Origin of the sequence: Haloechinothrix halophila YIM 93223, assembly GCF_000504245.1 — a bacterium.
In the GTDB taxonomy this organism is placed as follows: Bacteria; Actinomycetota; Actinomycetes; order Mycobacteriales; family Pseudonocardiaceae; genus Haloechinothrix_A; species Haloechinothrix_A halophila.
In genome coordinates this window covers 1,945,697-1,963,253 of record NZ_KI632509.1, presented here as the reverse complement: position 1 = coordinate 1,963,253, position 17,557 = coordinate 1,945,697, and the positions used below count along the sequence as shown (strand labels likewise).

Genomic DNA, 17,557 nt, shown 5'->3' with positions numbered 1-17,557 from the left:
ACCATGAAGGCCGTCAGGGTGCACAAGTACCACCAGCAACCAACCATCGACGAGGTTCCCGAACCGACCGTGAAGGGACCGTTCGACGTCGTCGTCAAGATCGGTGGGGCCGGGGTGTGCCGCACCGATCTGCACATCATCGAGGAGCAATGGGCTGACAAGACCGGCGTCGCGCTGCCCTACACCATCGGTCACGAGAACGCGGGCTGGGTGCACGATGTCGGCTCAGCGGTGTCCAATGTGGCCGTCGGCGACACCGTGATCCTGCATCCCACGCCCACCTGCGGGCTGTGCCGGGCGTGCCGCGCTGGAGACGACATGCACTGCTCCAACAACGCCTTCCCCGGCATCGACAGCGACGGTGGCATGGCCGAGTACCTGCTCACCTCGGCGCGAGCGTGCATCAAACTGGATCCCGGCACCCGGCCGGAGGACGTCGCCGCGCTGGCCGACGCGGGCATCACCGCGTACCACGCCGTGCGCAAGGCCGCGCCGCTGCTGTATCCAGGCACGGTGTGCGTCGTCAACGGCGCTGGCGGGCTCGGCCACATCGGCATCCAGTCGCTGCGCGCACTGACCGCGACCACGATCGTCGTCGTCGACCAGAATGCCGAGGCGCTTGAGCTGGCCAAGAAGCTGGGCGCGGACCAGACGGTGCTCGCCGACGGGAAACATGTCGACACGGTGCTTGACATCACCAACGGCAACGGCGCCGAGGTCGTGCTCGACTTCGTCGCGGAACAGGGTGCGCAGCAGGACGCCTTCGCGATGACCCAACGGGCCGGCTCGCACTTCATCATCGGCTACGGCAGCAACATCGACATCCCGACGATCGACATCATCTCCACCGAGCGCAACATCATCGGCAACCTGGTCGGCACCTACAACGACCTCGTCGAACTGATGGTGCTCGCCCAAGCGGGCAAGGTCACGCTGCACACCAAGAAGTATCCCCTCGATGCCGCACTCGACGCCCTGGCCGATCTCGACGCCGGTCGCGTCCGGGGCCGCGCCATTCTCACCCCCTGATCGCCGCCCATCCGCATTCGTCACGAGGAGATCGCACCATGGCCAAGGAATTGCGCTTCGGACCGCAAGCCCGCGAGCTACTGCTGAGCGGGGTGGACAAGCTCGCGGAAGCGGTCAAGTCCACACTCGGCCCCAAGGGCCGCAACGTGATCCTGGAACAGATCACCGGATCCCCCGTTGTCACCAACGACGGCGTGACCATCGCGCGCGAGATCCACTTGAAGAACCAGTTCGAGAACATGGGCGCGCAGCTGGTCAAGGAAGCCGCCATCAAGACGAACGACATCGTCGGTGACGGCACCACGACAGCGACGGTGCTCGCGCAGGCCATCGTGCACGAAGGCATGAAGGCGATCAGCAACGGCGGCAACCCGGTGCTGGTCAAGCGTGGCATCGACAAAGCGGTGGCCGTGCTGGTGGAGCACCTGCAGCAGGTGGCGCACCCCGTCGACTCCGAACAGGACTACGCGCGGGTCGCGGCGATCTCGGCCAACGACGACGACAACGTCGGCGCCGTCATCGGCAGGGCACTGCACACCGTTGGCGACACCGGCGTCGTCACCGTGGAGGAGTCGCCAACGATCGGCATGAGCGTCGACTTCGTGGAAGGCTTCGAGTTCGACAACGGCTACATGTCCCCGTACCTGGTCAACGACCCCGGCAGGATGGAAGCGGTGCTCGAGGATCCGTACATCCTGTTGTGCAGCGAGAAGATCAGCAAGGTCCAGCAGCTCATGCCGCTGCTTGACAAGATCATGCGAGACCCGAGGCCCCTGGTGGTCATCGCGGAGACCGTCGAGGGGTCCGCGTTGAGCATGCTGGTGCACAACCACCGCAACGGCACGTTCCAGGCGACCGCGGTCCAGGCGCCCGGCTTCGGTGACCGCAGGTTGCACAAGCTGGAGGACATCGCCGCCATCACCGGCGGCGCGGTGCTGTCCAAGCAGTCCAGCTTCTCGATGGAGACGATGACGCTGGAGCATCTTGGTCGCGCGCGGCAAGTGCGGGTCACCGAGAATTCCACCACCATCGTCGGCGGGGCCGGCGGCCCCGAGCGGCTCGACTTCCGCGTGAACCAGCTGCGGGCCGAGCTGGAGCGTGCCCAGTTCGGCGTCGACGAGGACGTGCTCACCGAGCGGATCGGCGCGCTGACCGGCAAGGTCGCGGTGATCAGGGTCGGCGCGGCGACTCCGTCCGAGCTGAAGGAACTCCAGCATCGGGTGGAGGACGCGTTGTCGGCCACCCGCGCCGCCATGGCCGAGGGCATCGTGGCCGGCGGCGGAGCCGCGTTGCTGCACGCCGAGAAGGTGCTCGCCGATCATGGCCTGACCGGCGACTACGCCACCGGCGCCGACATCGTGCGCAGGGCGCTCACCGAGCCCGCGTACCTGATCGCGGACAACGCCGGGTATCAGGCGCAGGAGATCATCGCGCACACGGCGACGCTGGGCAACGACGAAGGGTTCGACGCACTGCACGAGCGCTACGGCAACATGATCGAACTAGGCATCATCGACCCGCTCCGGGTCTGTCGCTCGGCGTTGCAGAACGGCGCGTCGGTCGCCGGCCTGCTACTGACGACGAACTCGCTGGTCGCGGAGGAGCAGACACCGTGGGGCGGCAGTCCGGCGTTGATGACCGAGTTCGGACCGCTCGATGAGGGGCTGAACCAGCCGTCGCCGGATGCGAGCACACCGCAGTCGCTCGGCCTCGGACCGTCGGTCGGCTGAGGAGGCTGCCGTGATTTTCATCGTCGTCAAGTTCACGATCCGCCCGGAGTACAGCGAGCGCTGGCTCGACGCGGTGTCCGAGTTCACCGAGGGCACCAGGTCCGAGCCGGGCAACCTGTTTTTCGAGTGGTCCAAGAGTGTTGAGGTTCCGCACCAGTACGTGCTGGTGGAGGGCTTCGCCTCGCAGGAGGCTGGCGAGCAGCACGTGAACTCCGCGCACTTCAAGGCCGCGATGAACTGGATGCCGGACTACATCGCGACCACGCCGGAGATCATCAATGCCCAGATTCCCAACGAGGGGTGGGCAAAGATGGGCGAACTCTCACCGAGTAACGCATGACGAGTCGTTCATGACTGCCACGCTCGAACGGACCAAGCTGCTCATCGGCGGTCACACCGTCGATGCGACATCGGGTGCGACCTTCGAGTCGCGGAACCCGTACACCGGCCAGAGCTGGGCGGTGCTCCCCGACGGCGGCGTCGCGGACGTCGACGCCGCCGTCGCGGCGGCGCGGGACGCCTTCGAGAGTGAGTGGGGCAGCACGACCGGGCAGCGGCGGGCCGCGCTCATGCGACGGCTCGCCGATCTGATCGACGAGAACGCCGAGCGGCTCGCGCGGCTCGAAGTCAACGATTCCGGCAAGCTGTACCGGGAGATGCAGGGCCAGCTCGGCGCGCTCGGCGGGTGGTACCACTACTACGCCGGGCTCGCGGACAAGCTGGAAGGACGCCAGATCCCGGCGCCGAATCCGGACTACCTCGTCTATACCCGCAAGGAGCCGATCGGTGTCGTCGCGGCGATCACGCCGTGGAACTCCCCGCTGTTGTTGCTGAGCTGGAAGCTCGCCCCGGCGCTCGCGGCCGGGTGCACCGTCGTGGTCAAGCCGTCTGAGCACGCCCCGGTGTCCACACCCACGTTCGCGGAGCTGTTCGAGCAGGCCGGTTTCCCTCCCGGCGTCGTCAACGTCGTCACCAGCCAGTCCAGGGAGGTGGGCGCATACCTCGCTGGCCATCCCGGCGTGGACAAGGTGGCCTTCACCGGATCGACGTCGACCGGTCTGGCGGTGGCGCGGGCCGCCGCCGAGAACCTGACGGCGGTGAGCCTTGAGCTGGGCGGCAAGTCACCGCAGGTCGTTTTCGACGACGCTGACCTCGCGGCGGCGGCCAACGGCGTGGTGGCGGGCGTGTTCGCCGCGGCGGGCCAGACGTGCATGGCCGGGTCGCGGCTGATCGTGCACGAAAGCGTGCACGACGAACTGGTCGAGCGGGTGGCGGACCGCGCGGCGTCGATCCGGCTGGGCGATCCGCGGGACCCGGCGACCGAGATGGGCCCGATCGCCAACCAGCCACAGTACGAGAAGGTGCTCGGCTACCTGCGGCGAGCGACAGCGGACGGCACGCTGGTCGCCACCGGCGGCGCGGCGGACGAGGAACTCGGCGGGCTGTTCGTGCGGCCGACCGTGCTCACCGGGGTGACGCCCGAGGACACCGTGGTGCGGGAGGAGGTCTTCGGGCCGGTGCTCGCGGTGTATTCGTTCACCGACGAAGAGGAGGCGGTGCGGCTGGCCAACGACACCCCATACGGCCTGGCGGGCGCGGTGTGGACCAAGGACGTCCACCGCGCGCACCGCGTGGCCGCACGACTGCGAGCGGGCACGGTCTGGATCAACGCCTATCGCGCGGTGGCGCCTGGCGTGCCGTTCGGCGGCTACGGACAGTCCGGGCTGGGCAGAGAAAACGGATGGGAGGCGATCGAGCAGTACATCGAGAACAAAGCAGTCTGGGTCGAACTAAGCGGTAACACCCGCGACCCGTTCACGCTCGGGTGAATCACCCGTTTGCCGACAAGAAAGTCTCAATATGAGACAGATCTGTCTACGACTGAGCCGTACCCTCGACGAGGGTACTCCGTGTGATGCACATCACTGCGACCTTCGGCGTCGCGACGCGCCGAGGAGGTGAGACCGTGGCCCAGCTGGAGGGTCGAGACGCTACGCATGTTGCTACGGCGCGGGAGCGGTTCCTCAGCGCCGAGAACGTTCACTCCGGCGAGGTGCGCGATACGATTCTGAAGTCGTGGCACAGGTCGAAGAGCCTGCGTGTCGCGGCGGACCACATCCAGCTTCCCTATGTCAAGGACCCCGAGCAGGACACGCCGCTGACCCGCAGCGCGGCGCCGATCCTGCGGCGGCTGCAGGACCAGCTCAACGACCTGCCGGTCAGCGTGATCCTCACCGATCCCAACGGCGTCGTCCTCGATCGCAGGACGGACGACGCCAACCTGGAGCGCTATCTCGACCGGGTGCAACTGGCACCGGGATTCAGCTACGCGGAAGAGTTCGTCGGCACCAACGGCATCGGCACCGCACTGGAAGGGCTGCAACCGGCGACGGTGTTCGGGCACGAGCACTACGCCGAGAGCCTGGACACGCTCGGCTGTGCTGGGGTGCCTATCCGGCATCCGACGTCGGGACAGGTGCTCGGCCTGCTTGACCTCACGTGCTGGCGCAAGGAGGCAGGGCCGCTGCTGCTGACGCTGGCGAAAGCGACAGCCAAGGACATCGAGCATGAGCTGACCACGCAGGTCGGACAGCGGGAGCTGAGCCTGTTCACCGAGTACCTTCGCGCGTGCCGCCGAGGGCACGGCTTGGTATTCGCGCTCGACAACGATCTCGTCGTCACCAACGAGCACGCTCGCGAAGTGCTCTCCCCGCAGGACCAGGACGCGCTGCTCGCCAGAGCGGCGGAAGCCATGTGCCACCGGGAACACGTCACGCTGACCGTCAACCTGCCGAGCGGTGGCCAGGCACGGATGTCCGTTACGCCGGTGGCGAGCTCGGCGGGTCCCGCCGGTGGCGTCGTCCGCGCCAAGCTGACCCGCAACGCCGAACTACCGAACGTCAACATCGAGCACCGCCCGATGCTGCCAGGCATCGTCGGTTCGGGTGCGATGTGGGTGCACGCCTGCCACGAGATCACCAACAACCACACCGCGGGCGAGTGGCTGCTTGTCGAGGGCGAGCCGGGTGTCGGCAAGTACGCGGTAGTGAAGGCCGTGCACGCGCGATCGTGCCCGACCGAGCCGTACACCGTGATCGACTTCGCCGCGCGGGACCGCGACGGCGACGAGTGGCGGCAGCGTGTCAGGCAGGCCCTCAGCGAGGGACACGGCACGCTGGTGCTGCGCCACATCGACGCGCTACCTGATGAGTACCGGCCTGGGCTTGGCAGGGAGCTGTCGGCCGCGAGCGCGGGCGCGACCCCGTGGGTGGTCGCGACCTCGAGTTCGGGGCGGGAGCGGATCGGACACGACGTCCTCCGGCATTTCCCCAGCTCGGTGACAGTACCGCCGCTACGCCACCACATCGATGACCTGAACGAGCTGGTGCCGTTCCTGTTGTTGCAGCTGAGCAAGGACACCCGGCTGATGTGCGCGCGGACCACGATCCAGTTGCTCATGCGGTCGAGCTGGCCGGGCAACATCACGCAGCTGCGGCACGTGCTGCACAAGGTGATGCTGCACCGCCGCTCGGGCACGGTGCAGCCGGACGATCTGCCGCCGGAGTGCCGCTCGGTATCCCGGCGCGTGCTGACACCGCTGGAGTCAATGGAACGGGACGCCATCGTGCAGGCGCTGCTCGATGCCGAGGGGAACAAGACAACGGCCGCGCGAGCCCTTGGGGTTTCGCGCGCCACCATCTATCGCAAGATCCGTGAGTACGGCATCGACGTGCCGTGCTGACGGCGGGACGTCTCAAACTGCGACCGCAGGTCCTGCGCTGATGCGGTTTCCTAGGACCGAACGATCCAGAAACCGGTCCCAGCAGCCGCAGTCGGAGGTGGACTCGATGCCACAAGCGGTCCCGCAGTCACCACGGACACGCGCGATGCTCGCCGCCGTGGCCGACGGCCGCGCTGAGGTGTCGGACAGCTGCGAGCCGGACATGTTCATCGACGGGCTTGCCTGCTGCGACCAGGCGCTGGCCCACACCCTCACCCACGCGGAGCTCATCCGGCCCATCGGCCCCGCGACGCCATCGGGCAGGCACGCCGTCACGCTCACCGCGCGGGGTGTCGCCTCGCTGGCTCAGCAGGCGGGGCCGCTGGTGGGACGGCACGTCGCGCGGCTCGCGGAGCCCATGTCAGAGCGAAAAGCCAGCTGAGGAGACTCGAGCATGCTCGACCTCGAAGAACGCGACGGCGTCGCCGTGATCCACCTGCACGGCCGGGGGCACAATCGGCTCGACACACCGCTGTTGCGGCGGCTCGCCGCGGCGATGGAGTTCATCGGCCCAGCGCATCCGGTGGTGCTGACGGGGTATCGCAGGACGTTCGCGATCGGGGCCGAGATCTCAGCCCCGATCGCAGCCGTATCCCCTGCCGGGGACACCACGCGCCCGGCACGGCCCCAGGCCATCGAGGAGCTGCTGACGGCACAGGACGATGCGCTGCGCGCGGTGGCCGAGCATCCGGCGCCCGTCGTCGCGGCGGTGAACGGCGACGCCATCGACACTGGCTTCGCACTCGCCGCGGCGGCGGATATCCGGCTGATGGAACGCGGGCTGATCGGCACGGTCTTCGCCGCACAGGGCACCGCACCACTGTCGGGCGTCGGGGTCGAACTGGTCCGCGACGCATTCGCGTGCTGTGGTGCGCCAATGCCGTCCGGCGCGCTGGCGTTCACCGCGACGGAGGCCGAAGCCGCCGGGTTCGTCGAACGACCCCGGCGGCTTACGCAACTGCTCGACGAAGCCGTGGACCACGCCAGGACGGGTGTGCCGATCCCGCAGCGGATGTAGGTATCCGTTCGTGATCACGACGGTTACCCTGCCGGGAACAGCTAGGCGTGGTGTACCGCAGCGCCAACCGGGTGGTCCTCGAGTGCGTCTGCTGGTGGCACGGACTGTTCGTGGGGAACGCGGGCACCGGTGAGCAGCCCGACGACCTCACCGTCGTAGCAGGTGAACTCCATCAGGATGACGCCGGATTCGAGATTGACCATCCGCCGCAGGCGGCTCAGTCCGAGCAGTACCTCAGAGCCGTGGCGGGGGCAGTAGACCGTAAACATGACACCACTGTCGCCGGTCGGGCTGATGAATCACTGATGGTCGAGCATCGACTCGACATGAGTGGCGAGCTCGTCCAGCTCGCTGGCCCACGACTTGCCGGTCAGCGCCGCCCGCTCCAGCACGTCGGGCTTCAGCCGGTCGCGCAGCCCTGTCTCGACCCGGTCGACGTCGGGGATCTCGCCCGCCGGTCGTGGTGTGCCAGCCTCCGCCCGCAGCGCGCGAGCGGCGCCGAAGAGCACCGCGGCGCGTTCCGACGGCGCGAGCGCGACGGCCAGCCCTTCCAATGCGAGGGCAACGGCACGGCGGTCGCCGCTGGCGATCGAGGCGTGCAGCGCGTCGCGCTGCCAGCGCACCGCGTCGCCGACGTTGCCCGCCGCCCCGGCCGCCAGCCCGATCATCGCGCTGGTGAACGCGATCCCGGAGGTCGAGCCGATCTGGCGGTAGTGCCGCAGCGCGGCCTCGTGGCGGATCTGCGCCTGGTGTGGCTTGCCTGTCCGTCGCAGCACGAGACCGAGTCCGTTGTCGGCGTAGGCGACGGTGCTGGCGATACCCAGCTGCTTCGCGAGGTCGCGGGCGTGCAGCAACAGCCGCTCTGCCGCGTCGAGGTCGGCGGTCAGCGTGCACAAGTTACCGATGCGGACGAGCTGGTAGGCGTGCACATCGTGCAGTCCCAACCGCTCGGCGAGCTCAATCACGCGCTCCCTCGCGCGTCGGGACGAGGGATAGTCGCCTGCATTCTCGTCCAGACCAGCGAGCAGATCCAGCGACTGCGCTTGTCCCCACAGGTCCGCCGAGTCGACGAAGCCGGCGTGTGACGCTTCCGCGAAGTGGCGCGCCTCCGGCACGCGGCCGTGCAGCGTGGCCTCCATGCCGGCGGTGAACCGAGCAGCTGCGGTGTACCACTGGTCGTCCTCCCGCTCGGCGACCTCCTCGATCCGCTCACGGAACCGCCGCGCACGGTTCGGGTCGCCGCGCAGATACAACCGGTCGGCGACCAGGATGGCCACAAGCAACAAGCCGGTGTCCCATTGTCGCGACGGGATCTCATCCAGCGCGTCGATGCACTCCTCGACGGCTTCCTCCGCGTCGCCGCCGGTGAAACCGAGCGCTCCCGCCCACGCCCGCGCCGTGCGGACCAGCGGCATGTCGCCGTCGGCCTTGATCCGGGTCAACAGGTCGCACAGCACAGCGCGACCCTCGCGGCGCCTGCCGCTGAGCCACCAGTACCAGCCCATCGCCGTCGCCGTGCGCAAGGCGTTCTCGACCCGCCCCGCCGCGAGGAAGGTGCGGATCGCCGTCAGCACGTCGGGGTGGTTAGCGCCGAGGAGCGCGAATGCCTCCGGCTGGTCGGCGCCACGGAGCAGCGGGTCGGTGCGTTCGGTCAGCCGCAGGAAATGCTCGGCGTGCGCCAGCACGATGCCATCGCGCTCAGGGTGGCCCGCGAGCCTGCGCGCCGAGTAATCGCGGATGGCCTCCAGCAACCGGTACGGTGCGAGTGGGCTGGCCGGGTCGTAGTTGACCAGCGACCGCTCGACCAGTCTGGCCACGGTGGTGGCCACCTCGTCGTGCGGCACCGATGTGCCCGCCAGCGCGTAGGCGGCGTCCAGCCCCCACCGGCCTTCGATTGTGGCGAGCCGGGTCAACAGGTCGGTCTCGGCGGGGTCGAGCAGGCCCCAGCTGCGGGCGATGGTGTCGTTGAGCGTGTAGTCGTTGCCGTTCTGCAGCAGATGCCGGTCGCCGCGCAGGTGATCGGCCACGTCTTTGAGAGTCATGCCGCGCAGCAGGCCCGCGGCGACCTCCATCGCGAGTGGGATGCCTTCTGTGCGCCGCACGATGGCGGTGACCCGGTCCAGATCGGCGTCGGACAGCGACTCGGCGTTCAACCGTGCCCGTGCAGAGAACAACGCCACTGCCTCGGAGGCGAGGCAGGCGTCCCGGCCGGAACCTTCGGGTGGCACCGGTAGCGGCTCCAGCCGCAGCATCGCCTCCTCCGGCAAGCCGAGCAGCACCCGCGTCGTGGTCACCAGCCGCAGGCCGGGACACTGCACGAGCAGCTCACGTGCCAGCGTGGCGACGTCGGCGCTGATGTGTTCGCAGTTGTCGAGCACGAGCACCGCGTCCCTGCCGCCGATACCGGCACACATGCGGTCCAGCGGTGCCCGGTGGCGGTCGGTGACGACTCGCTCGTCGCTACCGAGGCTGGCGCCGTCGCGGTCGCGGACCGTCCGCAGCACCGTGTCGGCGATCTCGGTCAGCCGGTCGATGGCGCAGTCGTGCTCGGCGACGCCACGCAGGTCGGCGAACCAGATCCCGTCCGCGGGCGGCGCCATCGTGCTCAGCGTGTTCACCACGAGACGGGTCTTGCCGATCCCGCCGGGCCCCGTCACGGTCACCAGCCGCTCCCGCTCGATCAGCTCACACAGCCGCCTGCGGTCACGGTGCCTGCCGACGAAGCTGGTCGACTCGGCGGGCAGCCTGACCCGCGCACCCTGCCCCGAGCCCTCGGCCACTGGGTGCTGCGCGAGCACGTCCGCGTGCGCGGTCCGCAACTCGGCGCCAGGGTCGACACCGAGCTCCTCGGCGAGCAGCGTGCGGCCATCGGTGTAGACCGCGAGTGCCTCTGCTTGCCTGCCCTGCCGGGCCAGCGCCCGCATCGCCAGCGCGCGCAACGACTCCCGCAGCGGGTGCTCGGCGAGGATGCGCAGCAACTTGTCCGGCAGATCGCGGCTACCACCCACCGACAGCCAGGTGGTGGCGTGCAGCTCGATCGCCGTGAGGTAGCGGGCGGTGAGCTGCTCGGCAGCGACCGTGGCATACCGGTAGTCGTGCAGTTCAGGCAGCGGCTCGCCGCGCCACATCGTCAGGGCTTCGTCGAACAGCCCGTACGCGCGGGCGAGCTGGTCGCCATCGATGGCCCGGCGCCCCTCGGACACCAGCTTCTCGAAGCGAGCGGCGTCGACCGCGTCGCCGGGCACCGCGAGCCGGTAGCCACCTTCATCGGCGCGCAGCAGTGCCCTGCCCCGTTCCGGATCGCCGGGCGCCAGCGCGCCACGCAGGCTGGATACCTTGGCCTGCAGCGCGTTGCGCGCCTTGCTCGGCACGTCCTCGCCCCACAGCTCGTCGATGATCCGGTCAGCCGGTACCGGGTATCCGTGATGCACCAGCAGGTATCCGAGCAGCGCGCGTTGCTTGGCTCCAGGGATCGATATCCGGACATCGCCGTCCCAGACCGCGAGCTGGCCGAGGATCTGGAACCGCATGCCCTCCACATTACGGTCGGCCACCGACGCTCAGCACCTCGTTTTTCCGCCCGAGCCGGGCTTGCTGTTCAGCTCGTGCAGGTAGCGCTCCATGGTGCGCTGGTAGTTCGCGCCCATTCCGCGCGCGGCCGCCAGCCCGGTCACCAGGTCACTCCGCAGCGTCCGGTCGGCGAACGGCCGGGACCGCCGGGGCCACATCGCCCGGCCGAGACCCACCGTCATACCGCCGATCACCAGCACGAACAACAACCACGTCGTCACTGCGTCCACCGCTCTCGTCTCCTCACTCTGCGACACCCTCGCAACGTTGACACCCGGCGCTGACGATTCGCTGACGACGGCGGTCAGGGCGCGGTGGCGGACGGATGCAATCAGCGAGACGATTTCGGACGTCTTCTTCTGTAACGGGCCAACAAGACAAACCACAACCGAGAAGGGACCGCGTCGCGATGGCTGTCCAGAACGATTTCGCAGAGATCAAGACGAAGCAGCAACTGACGTGGAGTAGCGGGAACTACGGCAAAGTCGCGTGGTTGACCGTCCCACTGGCGGATGCGGTGTGCGACGCGGTGGACCTGCGACCGGGCTCCGCGGTGCTGGACGTGGCCACCGGCACCGGGCATGTGGCACTGGCGGCGGCCCGCCGCTTCTGCGACACCACCGGCATCGATTACGTGCCCGAACTGATCGAAGCAGCCGAGCGGCGCGCGGCAGCGGAAGACCTTCCCGTCGACTTCCGCGTGGCGGACGCCGAGGATCTGCCGTTTGATGCCGCGTCGTTCGATTACGTGCTCTCGGTATTCGGAGTGATGTTCACCGCCGACCACCAGCAGGCCGCGAACGAGCTCGTGCGAGTGTGCAAGCCGGGCGGACGCATCGGTCTCGCGTGCTGGACGCCGACCGGATTCGTCGGAGAGATGCTCAAGACGGTGGGCGGACACGCACCACCGCCCGCGGGCACCCTCCCCCCAGTCCGTTGGGGTGACGAGAACACGGTGCGCGAAATGCTGGGCGATGCGGTGTCCGAACTGACCTTCAGCACGACCAGCGTGACCCAGCGGTTCCTCTCACCGGAGCATTTCGCCGATTTCTTCCTCACCCACTACGGGCCGACGCTGAAGGCGTCCCAGCGACTCACCGACGACGGCCGGAGCGCCTTCCGCGACGACCTGATCGCACTGGCGACCGGGGCGAACCGCGCGACCGACGGGACAGTGATCCACGACTGGGAGTACCTCATGACCGTCGCAACCAAGGCCTGACGGACGTCCGATCGCGGACGTTCCGTCGCTCCCGAAGCGGACAGACGACGCTGTCACCGCGAACGAGCAGACGTGCCGTGATCACGCTGCGGGCTCGCGCCACATCGGCCACAGTGTGGACCCACGCGACACGAAAAGGACGCTACCGGGAGTCGGTTCCTGGCGGGGCGTCTACCGCCGAGTCAACGGTGCCGGTCTCGGAACCCACTGGCGGGGCCGAGCCGACAGCCGGTGATTCGCCTGCGGCCGACCCGCCTGCGGCTGACCCGGCGGCGGGTGGCGCGGCGCCGGAAGTGGTGTCGGCAGTGGCGGGCTTACGACGCCTGCGGAAAAGCCAAGCCGCGACGATGCCGGCGAGAAAACCCGTCAAGTGTGCCCACCACGCGACACGCGCCTCAGTCGGGACCACGCCAGAAACGATGTGGTAGCCGAATGCGACACCGACGCCGAGCGAGATGACGATGTCGAGAGGTCTCCGTTCGACGAACCCGCGCGCGACGAGATAGCCCAACAAACCGAAGACAACTCCACTAGCGCCGACCGAGACCGTGCCCTCCGGCGCGAAGACCCAGGCCACGAGCCCGCCGAGTAAGACGACGACCAGCACCACCCCGAGAAACCGCCAGATGCCGTACAACCCGGCGATCAGACCGAGGGTGAACAGCGCGCTGCCGTTGGCCACGAGATGCTCGATATTGCCATGCAGGAACGGTGCGGTGACGATGCCGAGAAGATGACCGGGGTCGCGGCCAACGATGCCGAACTCGAAGTTCCACCGCCGGTCCCCCAGCGCGTTGGCTACGTCCACCGCCCACAGCAGGACCAGCACGGCCAGCATCGTGGTCGCGGACTTGCCGAGCGGCGACCGCAACGACCCGATGTCCCAGTCATGCGGGGCCCGTGTGCTCTCCTGCGTCGCCTTGTCGGACGGGGATGAATCCGGCAGAGGTGACGAACCGACCGATCGCATAGCCCGCGACCATACCCGTACGCCATGGGCTACTGAGCGCCGCGTCCCACACGCCATCTTGAATGTGGGACACGCCGCGGCGAAACGCCCCACGGGTGCCACGGCGCGCCGCGACGCATAGGCTCAGCGGTGCCCCCGTAGCCCAATCGGCAGAGGCAGTCGACTTAAAATCGATCAAGTGCGGGTTCGAGTCCCGTCGGGGGCACTACAGGGATGGTTCGTCGGGGGACGTCGTGTCCCCCCGTTCCCGACGTCGTCAGGCCTTCTCGTCCGGCTTCCGCTCCGGCACCTTGCCCGACGCGCGATGGAACTCCTCGTGCGGCGAGTGGATCTGCCCCATGGAGATCACCTCGCGCTTGAACAGGCCACCGAGCAGCCAGTCCGCCGTAATGCGCGCCTTGCGGTTGAAGGTCGGCATCGCCTTGACGTGATACATGCGGTGCATGCTCCACGCGGGGAAGCCCTTGACCTTGATGCCGAGGGTGTCGGCCACACCCTTGTGTAGGCCGAGGCTAGCCACCGAGCCCATGTTCTTGTGCTTGTAGTCCTTGACCGGCTTGCCCCGCAACGCGCGCACGACGTTCTTCGCGAGGTGCCTCGCCTGGCGCACGGCATGCTGGGCGTTGGGCGGGCAGATCGCCGTCGGGTCTTCCTCGGTGACCGACAGGTCCGGAACCGCGGCGCAGTCACCGGCAGCCCAGACGTCCGGATTGTCCAGCACCTGGAGCGCGGGGGTCGCCTGCACCCTGCCGGACTTGTGCAGCGGCAGATCGGAGTCGGCCAGCACCGGGTTGGCCTTGACACCGGCGGTCCAGATGATCGTGTCGGAGTCGAACTCGGTGCCGTCGGAGAGCACGACGTGGCCCTTCTCGAACGACTTCGCCAGCGTCGACAAGTACACCTCGATGCCGCGCTTCTCCAACTGCTCGACGGTGTAGACGCCGAGCGTCTCGCGCACCTCGGGCAGGATGCGCGGCGCCGCCTCGACCAACACCCAGCGCAGGTCTTCCGGCTCGATGTTCGGGTAGTAGCGGCAAGCGAACCGCGACATGTCTTCCAGCTCGGCCAGCGCTTCGATGCCCGCGAAGCCGCCGCCGACGACGGTGAACGTCAGCTTGCGCTTGCGCACCTCGGGGTCACGGGTGCTCGACGCCTGATCCATCTGCGACATAACGTGGTTGCGCAGGTAGATCGCCTCGCCGATGGTCTTGAAGGCGATGCCTTCCTCGGCGAGTCCCGGGATGGGAAGCAGGCGCGCCACGGAACCGAGCGCGACCACGAGGTGGTCGTACGGGACCTCCTCGACGTGCCCGTCAGCGGCCTCGACGGTGACGACCTTGCGCTTGTGCTCGATCTGCTGCACCCGCGCGGTAAGCACATGGCAGCGCTTGAGCGCGCGCCGCAGCGGCACGACGACGTGGCGCGGCTCGATGGCGCCAGCTGCCGCCTCCGGCAGAAATGGCTGGTAGGTCATGTGCGGCTGCGGATCGACCACGGTCACGGCAGCCTCATTGGCACGCAGCATGCGCTGCAGCCCCAACGCCGTGTAGAGCCCGACATATCCGCCGCCGAGGATGACGATGCGGGTCGGTTCCGACTTCGTTGCGCCCATACGGACATCGTCGCACCACACAGAGCACGACGCTTGTGGGGACCCTCAGCGGGGATACCTACGTCACGTTACGAACGGGTAACCTCGCTGCGCTCGCGGCACTGGCAAGGACGTCCCGCAGCATCCGCGGCGTCAGTCGTCCGGTGAAGGTGTTCTGTTGCGACGGGTGGAAGCAGCCGAACAGGTGCAGGGTGTCGGGACTGGCGGACATGGCGTCCGGAACGTCAGACACAGCGTCCGGAACGTCAGACACAGCGTCCGGAACGTCAGACACAGCGTCCGGAACGTCAGACACAGCGTCCGGAACGTCAGACACGGCGTTCTGAGTGCCGGACACGGCGTGGTGGGCGGCGTGGCCGAAGCGGGGGCGCGGACGCGGGATGTGCCACCCTGCGTCGGACAGCACCGGAAGCAGAGCCTGCCAGCCGAACGCGCCGAGAACGACGACGGCGCGCAACGTCGGCGCGAGCAACTCCAGCTCGCGGGCCAGCCACGGGCGGCAGGTGTCGCGCTCGACGGGGGTCGGCTTGTTCGCGGGCGGCGCGCAGTGCACCGGGGCGGTGATCCGCACGCCGAACAGCTCGAGGCCGTCGTCGGCGCTGGTCGCGGTCGGCTGCGAGGCGAGCCCGACATCGTAGAGCGCGGAGTACAGGAAGTCGCCGGAGCGGTCACCGGTGAACATCCGTCCGGTGCGGTTCGCGCCGTGCGCGGCGGGCGCGAGCCCGACGATCGCCAGCGCGGCATCAGCGGGACCGAAGCCGGGGACAGGACGTCCCCAGTACGTCTGGTCCGCGAACGCGGCACGCTTCGTGCGGGCGACTTCCTCCCGCCACGCCACGAGCCTCGGGCACGCCGTGCACTCGGCGACGTCGGCGTCGAGTTGGTCGATGTCGGCGGCACGTGCCGCGACGGCGGCGGGTTGAGTGACCACACTCCCATTGTGATCGTCATAGAGTGATCAGCATGGCCAACCCATCCGAACCCGACGCAGGGAAGCAGACCGCACCCGACTCGAAAGACGATCGTCCCACCCCCACCGACGACTTCGTCACAACCAACCACACGTTGTCGATCAAGCGACAGAAACTGCGCTACACCGCGCGGACCGGCCGAATGGTGCTGCGCAAGGAGAGCGTCACCGACGGCACGTTCGACGGCCACGTCGCCAAAGCCGAGATGTTCCTCACGTCGTACACCCTCGATGACGCCGACGCGGCCGAGCGTCCGGTGACGTTCGCGTTCAACGGCGGGCCCGGCTCGTCGAGCGTGTGGCTACACCTGGGCCTGCTCGGGCCGCGCCGGGTCGTCGCTGGTGACGTCGGCGCACCGGAGCCGCCGCCGTACCGACTGACGGACAACCACGAGACGTTGCTGCAACACAGCGACCTCGTGTTCATCGACCCGGTGTCCACCGGTTACTCCCGCCCAGCCGAGGGCGAGAAACCGCAGGACTACCACGGATTCAGTGGCGACATCGAATCCGTCGGGGAGATCATCCGGCTGTGGACGTCGCGGAACGGGCGCTGGCTGTCACCGAAGTTCCTGGCAGGCGAGTCGTACGGCACGCTGCGCGCGGCCGCGCTTGCCGAGCACCTGCAGAGCCGCTACGGCATGTACCTCAACGGACTGCTGCTGATCTCGGCGGTGCTCGACTTCAGCACGATTCGGTTCACCGGCGAGAACGACCTGCCGTACAGCCTGTTCCTGCCGACCTACGCGTCGATCGCGCACTACCACGGGCGGCACGACGGCAGGGAACTCGAGGACGTCCTCCGGGAGGCGGAGGAGTTCGCCGAGCGGGACTACCCGCTCGCGCTGGCGCGGGGTGCGCGGCTGACCGCCGAGGAGCGCCGCGAGACCGTCGCACGACTGGCCACGCTGACCGGGTTGTCGCCCGACTACGTCGACCGGGTCGACCTGCGTATCGAGCATCTGCGGTTCTTCGCGGAGCTGCTGCGGGACCGCAAGCTCGTCGTCGGCAGGCTCGATTCGCGGTTCACCGGCCCTGACACCGACTACGGCAAGGAACAGCTCACCGACGACCCCTCGATGGCGGCGATGGTCGGGCCGTACACGGCGGCACTGAACCACTACGTGCGCAGCGAACTGGGCTACGAGAACGACCTGCCGTACGAGATCATCAACGTGGCCGCCCACAAGGCGTGGTCGTACCAGGAGTTCGAGAACCAGTACGTGTCGACCGTGGACAAGGTGTCGGCTGCGATGCGCGCGAACCCGCACCTGAAGCTGCACGTCAGCCTCGGCTACACCGACGGCGCGACGCCGTACTTCGCGGCCGAGCACACCCTGGCGCACCTGACAATCCCGGACGAGCTGCGGGAGAACATCACGCGGGCGTACTACCCGGCGGGGCACATGATGTATGTGCACGAGCCGTCGCGGCTGCGGCAGTCGGCGGATCTGGCGGAGTTCGTGCGGACGGCGTCCAACCGCTGAGGGTGGCGGGGCCTGGCTGCGCGGCAGCGCTGCGTGACGTCGGACCTCGGCGTGACGTCGTGGCTGCCGGGCCGCCTTCGCCGGGGATGTTGCGCGATTCGCGCCTGACTCATGGTGCTTTGTCCGGTTCCCGGGGCAATTAGCCCGGCGAAGAGGGAGGCACCCGCA

The 17,557-nt window shown here is 68.3% G+C and carries 15 protein-coding genes and 1 tRNA gene; 10 read left to right on the top strand and 6 right to left on the bottom strand.

Annotation, left to right across the window (positions count from 1 at the left end; translation table 11 throughout):
• Nucleotides 1-3: 3 nt before the first annotated feature.
• From AMYHA_RS08910 to AMYHA_RS25620, 7 genes are all read left to right on the top strand, one after another.
• Nucleotides 4-1,029, top strand: coding sequence for an NAD(P)-dependent alcohol dehydrogenase (locus tag AMYHA_RS08910; protein WP_034269908.1), 1,026 nt, complete (start codon nucleotides 4-6; stop codon nucleotides 1,027-1,029).
• A 38-nt stretch (nucleotides 1,030-1,067) separates the two neighbouring features.
• Complete coding sequence (groL, locus tag AMYHA_RS08905; RefSeq protein ID WP_034269905.1) at nucleotides 1,068-2,759, top strand: chaperonin GroEL; 1,692 nt, start codon at nucleotides 1,068-1,070, stop codon at nucleotides 2,757-2,759.
• Nucleotides 2,760-2,769: 10 nt separating this feature from the next.
• On the top strand, nucleotides 2,770-3,099 hold the full coding sequence (locus AMYHA_RS08900; protein WP_034269902.1) for a putative quinol monooxygenase: 330 nt from the start codon (nucleotides 2,770-2,772) through the stop codon (nucleotides 3,097-3,099).
• A 10-nt stretch (nucleotides 3,100-3,109) separates the two neighbouring features.
• On the top strand, nucleotides 3,110-4,588 hold the full coding sequence (locus AMYHA_RS08895) for an aldehyde dehydrogenase (RefSeq protein ID WP_034269899.1): 1,479 nt from the start codon (nucleotides 3,110-3,112) through the stop codon (nucleotides 4,586-4,588).
• Between the two features lie 137 nt (nucleotides 4,589-4,725).
• Nucleotides 4,726-6,501: a sigma-54-dependent Fis family transcriptional regulator gene (locus tag AMYHA_RS08890; protein ID WP_034276461.1), complete on the top strand. Its 1,776-nt coding sequence runs from the start codon at nucleotides 4,726-4,728 to the stop codon at nucleotides 6,499-6,501.
• 106 nt (nucleotides 6,502-6,607) lie between these two features.
• Nucleotides 6,608-6,922: a hypothetical protein gene (locus AMYHA_RS08885; protein ID WP_157361968.1), complete on the top strand. Its 315-nt coding sequence runs from the start codon at nucleotides 6,608-6,610 to the stop codon at nucleotides 6,920-6,922.
• Nucleotides 6,923-6,934: 12 nt separating this feature from the next.
• Nucleotides 6,935-7,558, top strand: coding sequence for an enoyl-CoA hydratase/isomerase family protein (locus AMYHA_RS25620; RefSeq protein ID WP_051399697.1), 624 nt, complete (start codon nucleotides 6,935-6,937; stop codon nucleotides 7,556-7,558).
• Nucleotides 7,559-7,599: 41 nt separating this feature from the next.
• Here AMYHA_RS25620 and AMYHA_RS26945 read toward each other — a convergent pair whose 3' ends face one another.
• The 3 genes from AMYHA_RS26945 to AMYHA_RS08870 are packed head-to-tail and all read right to left on the bottom strand — an operon-like array spanning nucleotide 7,600 to nucleotide 11,358.
• Nucleotides 7,600-7,827, bottom strand: coding sequence for a hypothetical protein (locus tag AMYHA_RS26945; RefSeq protein WP_157361966.1), 228 nt, complete (start codon nucleotides 7,825-7,827; stop codon nucleotides 7,600-7,602).
• A gap of 30 nt (nucleotides 7,828-7,857) precedes the next feature.
• The gene (locus AMYHA_RS08875) at nucleotides 7,858-11,112 is read right to left on the bottom strand and encodes a BTAD domain-containing putative transcriptional regulator (protein ID WP_157361965.1); all 3,255 of its coding nucleotides are present in this window, start codon (nucleotides 11,110-11,112) and stop codon (nucleotides 7,858-7,860) included.
• Between the two features lie 6 nt (nucleotides 11,113-11,118).
• On the bottom strand, nucleotides 11,119-11,358 hold the full coding sequence (locus AMYHA_RS08870; RefSeq protein ID WP_034269893.1) for a hypothetical protein: 240 nt from the start codon (nucleotides 11,356-11,358) through the stop codon (nucleotides 11,119-11,121).
• Nucleotides 11,359-11,537: 179 nt separating this feature from the next.
• Between AMYHA_RS08870 and AMYHA_RS08865 the strand changes: the two genes are divergently transcribed.
• Entirely contained in the window at nucleotides 11,538-12,350 is an 813-nt protein-coding gene (locus AMYHA_RS08865; RefSeq protein WP_034269890.1) for a class I SAM-dependent methyltransferase, read from the top strand.
• Between the two features lie 142 nt (nucleotides 12,351-12,492).
• Here the strand turns inward: AMYHA_RS08865 and AMYHA_RS08860 are convergent, their stop codons facing one another.
• Nucleotides 12,493-13,320 (bottom strand): rhomboid family intramembrane serine protease, encoded by an 828-nt coding sequence (locus AMYHA_RS08860; RefSeq protein WP_051399696.1) that lies wholly within the window; start codon nucleotides 13,318-13,320, stop codon nucleotides 12,493-12,495.
• A gap of 131 nt (nucleotides 13,321-13,451) precedes the next feature.
• Between AMYHA_RS08860 and AMYHA_RS08855 the strand changes: the two genes are divergently transcribed.
• Nucleotides 13,452-13,525, top strand: a tRNA-Leu gene (locus AMYHA_RS08855).
• Between the two features lie 51 nt (nucleotides 13,526-13,576).
• Here the strand turns inward: AMYHA_RS08855 and AMYHA_RS08850 are convergent.
• Both AMYHA_RS08850 and AMYHA_RS08845 read right to left on the bottom strand, forming a co-directional pair.
• Complete coding sequence (locus AMYHA_RS08850; protein ID WP_051399695.1) at nucleotides 13,577-14,932, bottom strand: NAD(P)/FAD-dependent oxidoreductase; 1,356 nt, start codon at nucleotides 14,930-14,932, stop codon at nucleotides 13,577-13,579.
• A 58-nt stretch (nucleotides 14,933-14,990) separates the two neighbouring features.
• Nucleotides 14,991-15,863 carry a uracil-DNA glycosylase gene (locus AMYHA_RS08845; protein ID WP_034269887.1) on the bottom strand — a complete coding sequence of 291 codons (873 nt, stop codon included), beginning with the start codon at nucleotides 15,861-15,863 and terminating at the stop codon, nucleotides 14,991-14,993.
• 32 nt (nucleotides 15,864-15,895) lie between these two features.
• On the opposite strand from AMYHA_RS08845, the gene AMYHA_RS08840 reads away from it, so the two are divergent.
• A complete protein-coding gene (locus tag AMYHA_RS08840; RefSeq protein WP_034276449.1) occupies nucleotides 15,896-17,389 on the top strand; it encodes a S10 family peptidase in 1,494 nt (497 codons plus the stop codon).
• Nucleotides 17,390-17,557: the final 168 nt, after the last annotated feature.

Coding starts and splice junctions, on each gene's coding strand:
- AMYHA_RS08910 (WP_034269908.1), top strand. CDS start 4: ATGAAGGCCGTCAGGGTGCACAAGTACCACCAGCAACCAACCATCGAC.
- groL (WP_034269905.1), top strand. CDS start 1,068: ATGGCCAAGGAATTGCGCTTCGGACCGCAAGCCCGCGAGCTACTGCTG.
- AMYHA_RS08895 (WP_034269899.1), top strand. CDS start 3,110: ATGACTGCCACGCTCGAACGGACCAAGCTGCTCATCGGCGGTCACACC.
- AMYHA_RS08885 (WP_157361968.1), top strand. CDS start 6,608: ATGCCACAAGCGGTCCCGCAGTCACCACGGACACGCGCGATGCTCGCC.
- AMYHA_RS25620 (WP_051399697.1), top strand. CDS start 6,935: ATGCTCGACCTCGAAGAACGCGACGGCGTCGCCGTGATCCACCTGCAC.
- AMYHA_RS26945 (WP_157361966.1), bottom strand. CDS start 7,827: ATGTTTACGGTCTACTGCCCCCGCCACGGCTCTGAGGTACTGCTCGGA.
- AMYHA_RS08865 (WP_034269890.1), top strand. CDS start 11,538: ATGGCTGTCCAGAACGATTTCGCAGAGATCAAGACGAAGCAGCAACTG.
- AMYHA_RS08860 (WP_051399696.1), bottom strand. CDS start 13,320: ATGCGATCGGTCGGTTCGTCACCTCTGCCGGATTCATCCCCGTCCGAC.
- AMYHA_RS08850 (WP_051399695.1), bottom strand. CDS start 14,932: ATGGGCGCAACGAAGTCGGAACCGACCCGCATCGTCATCCTCGGCGGC.
- AMYHA_RS08840 (WP_034276449.1), top strand. CDS start 15,896: ATGGCCAACCCATCCGAACCCGACGCAGGGAAGCAGACCGCACCCGAC.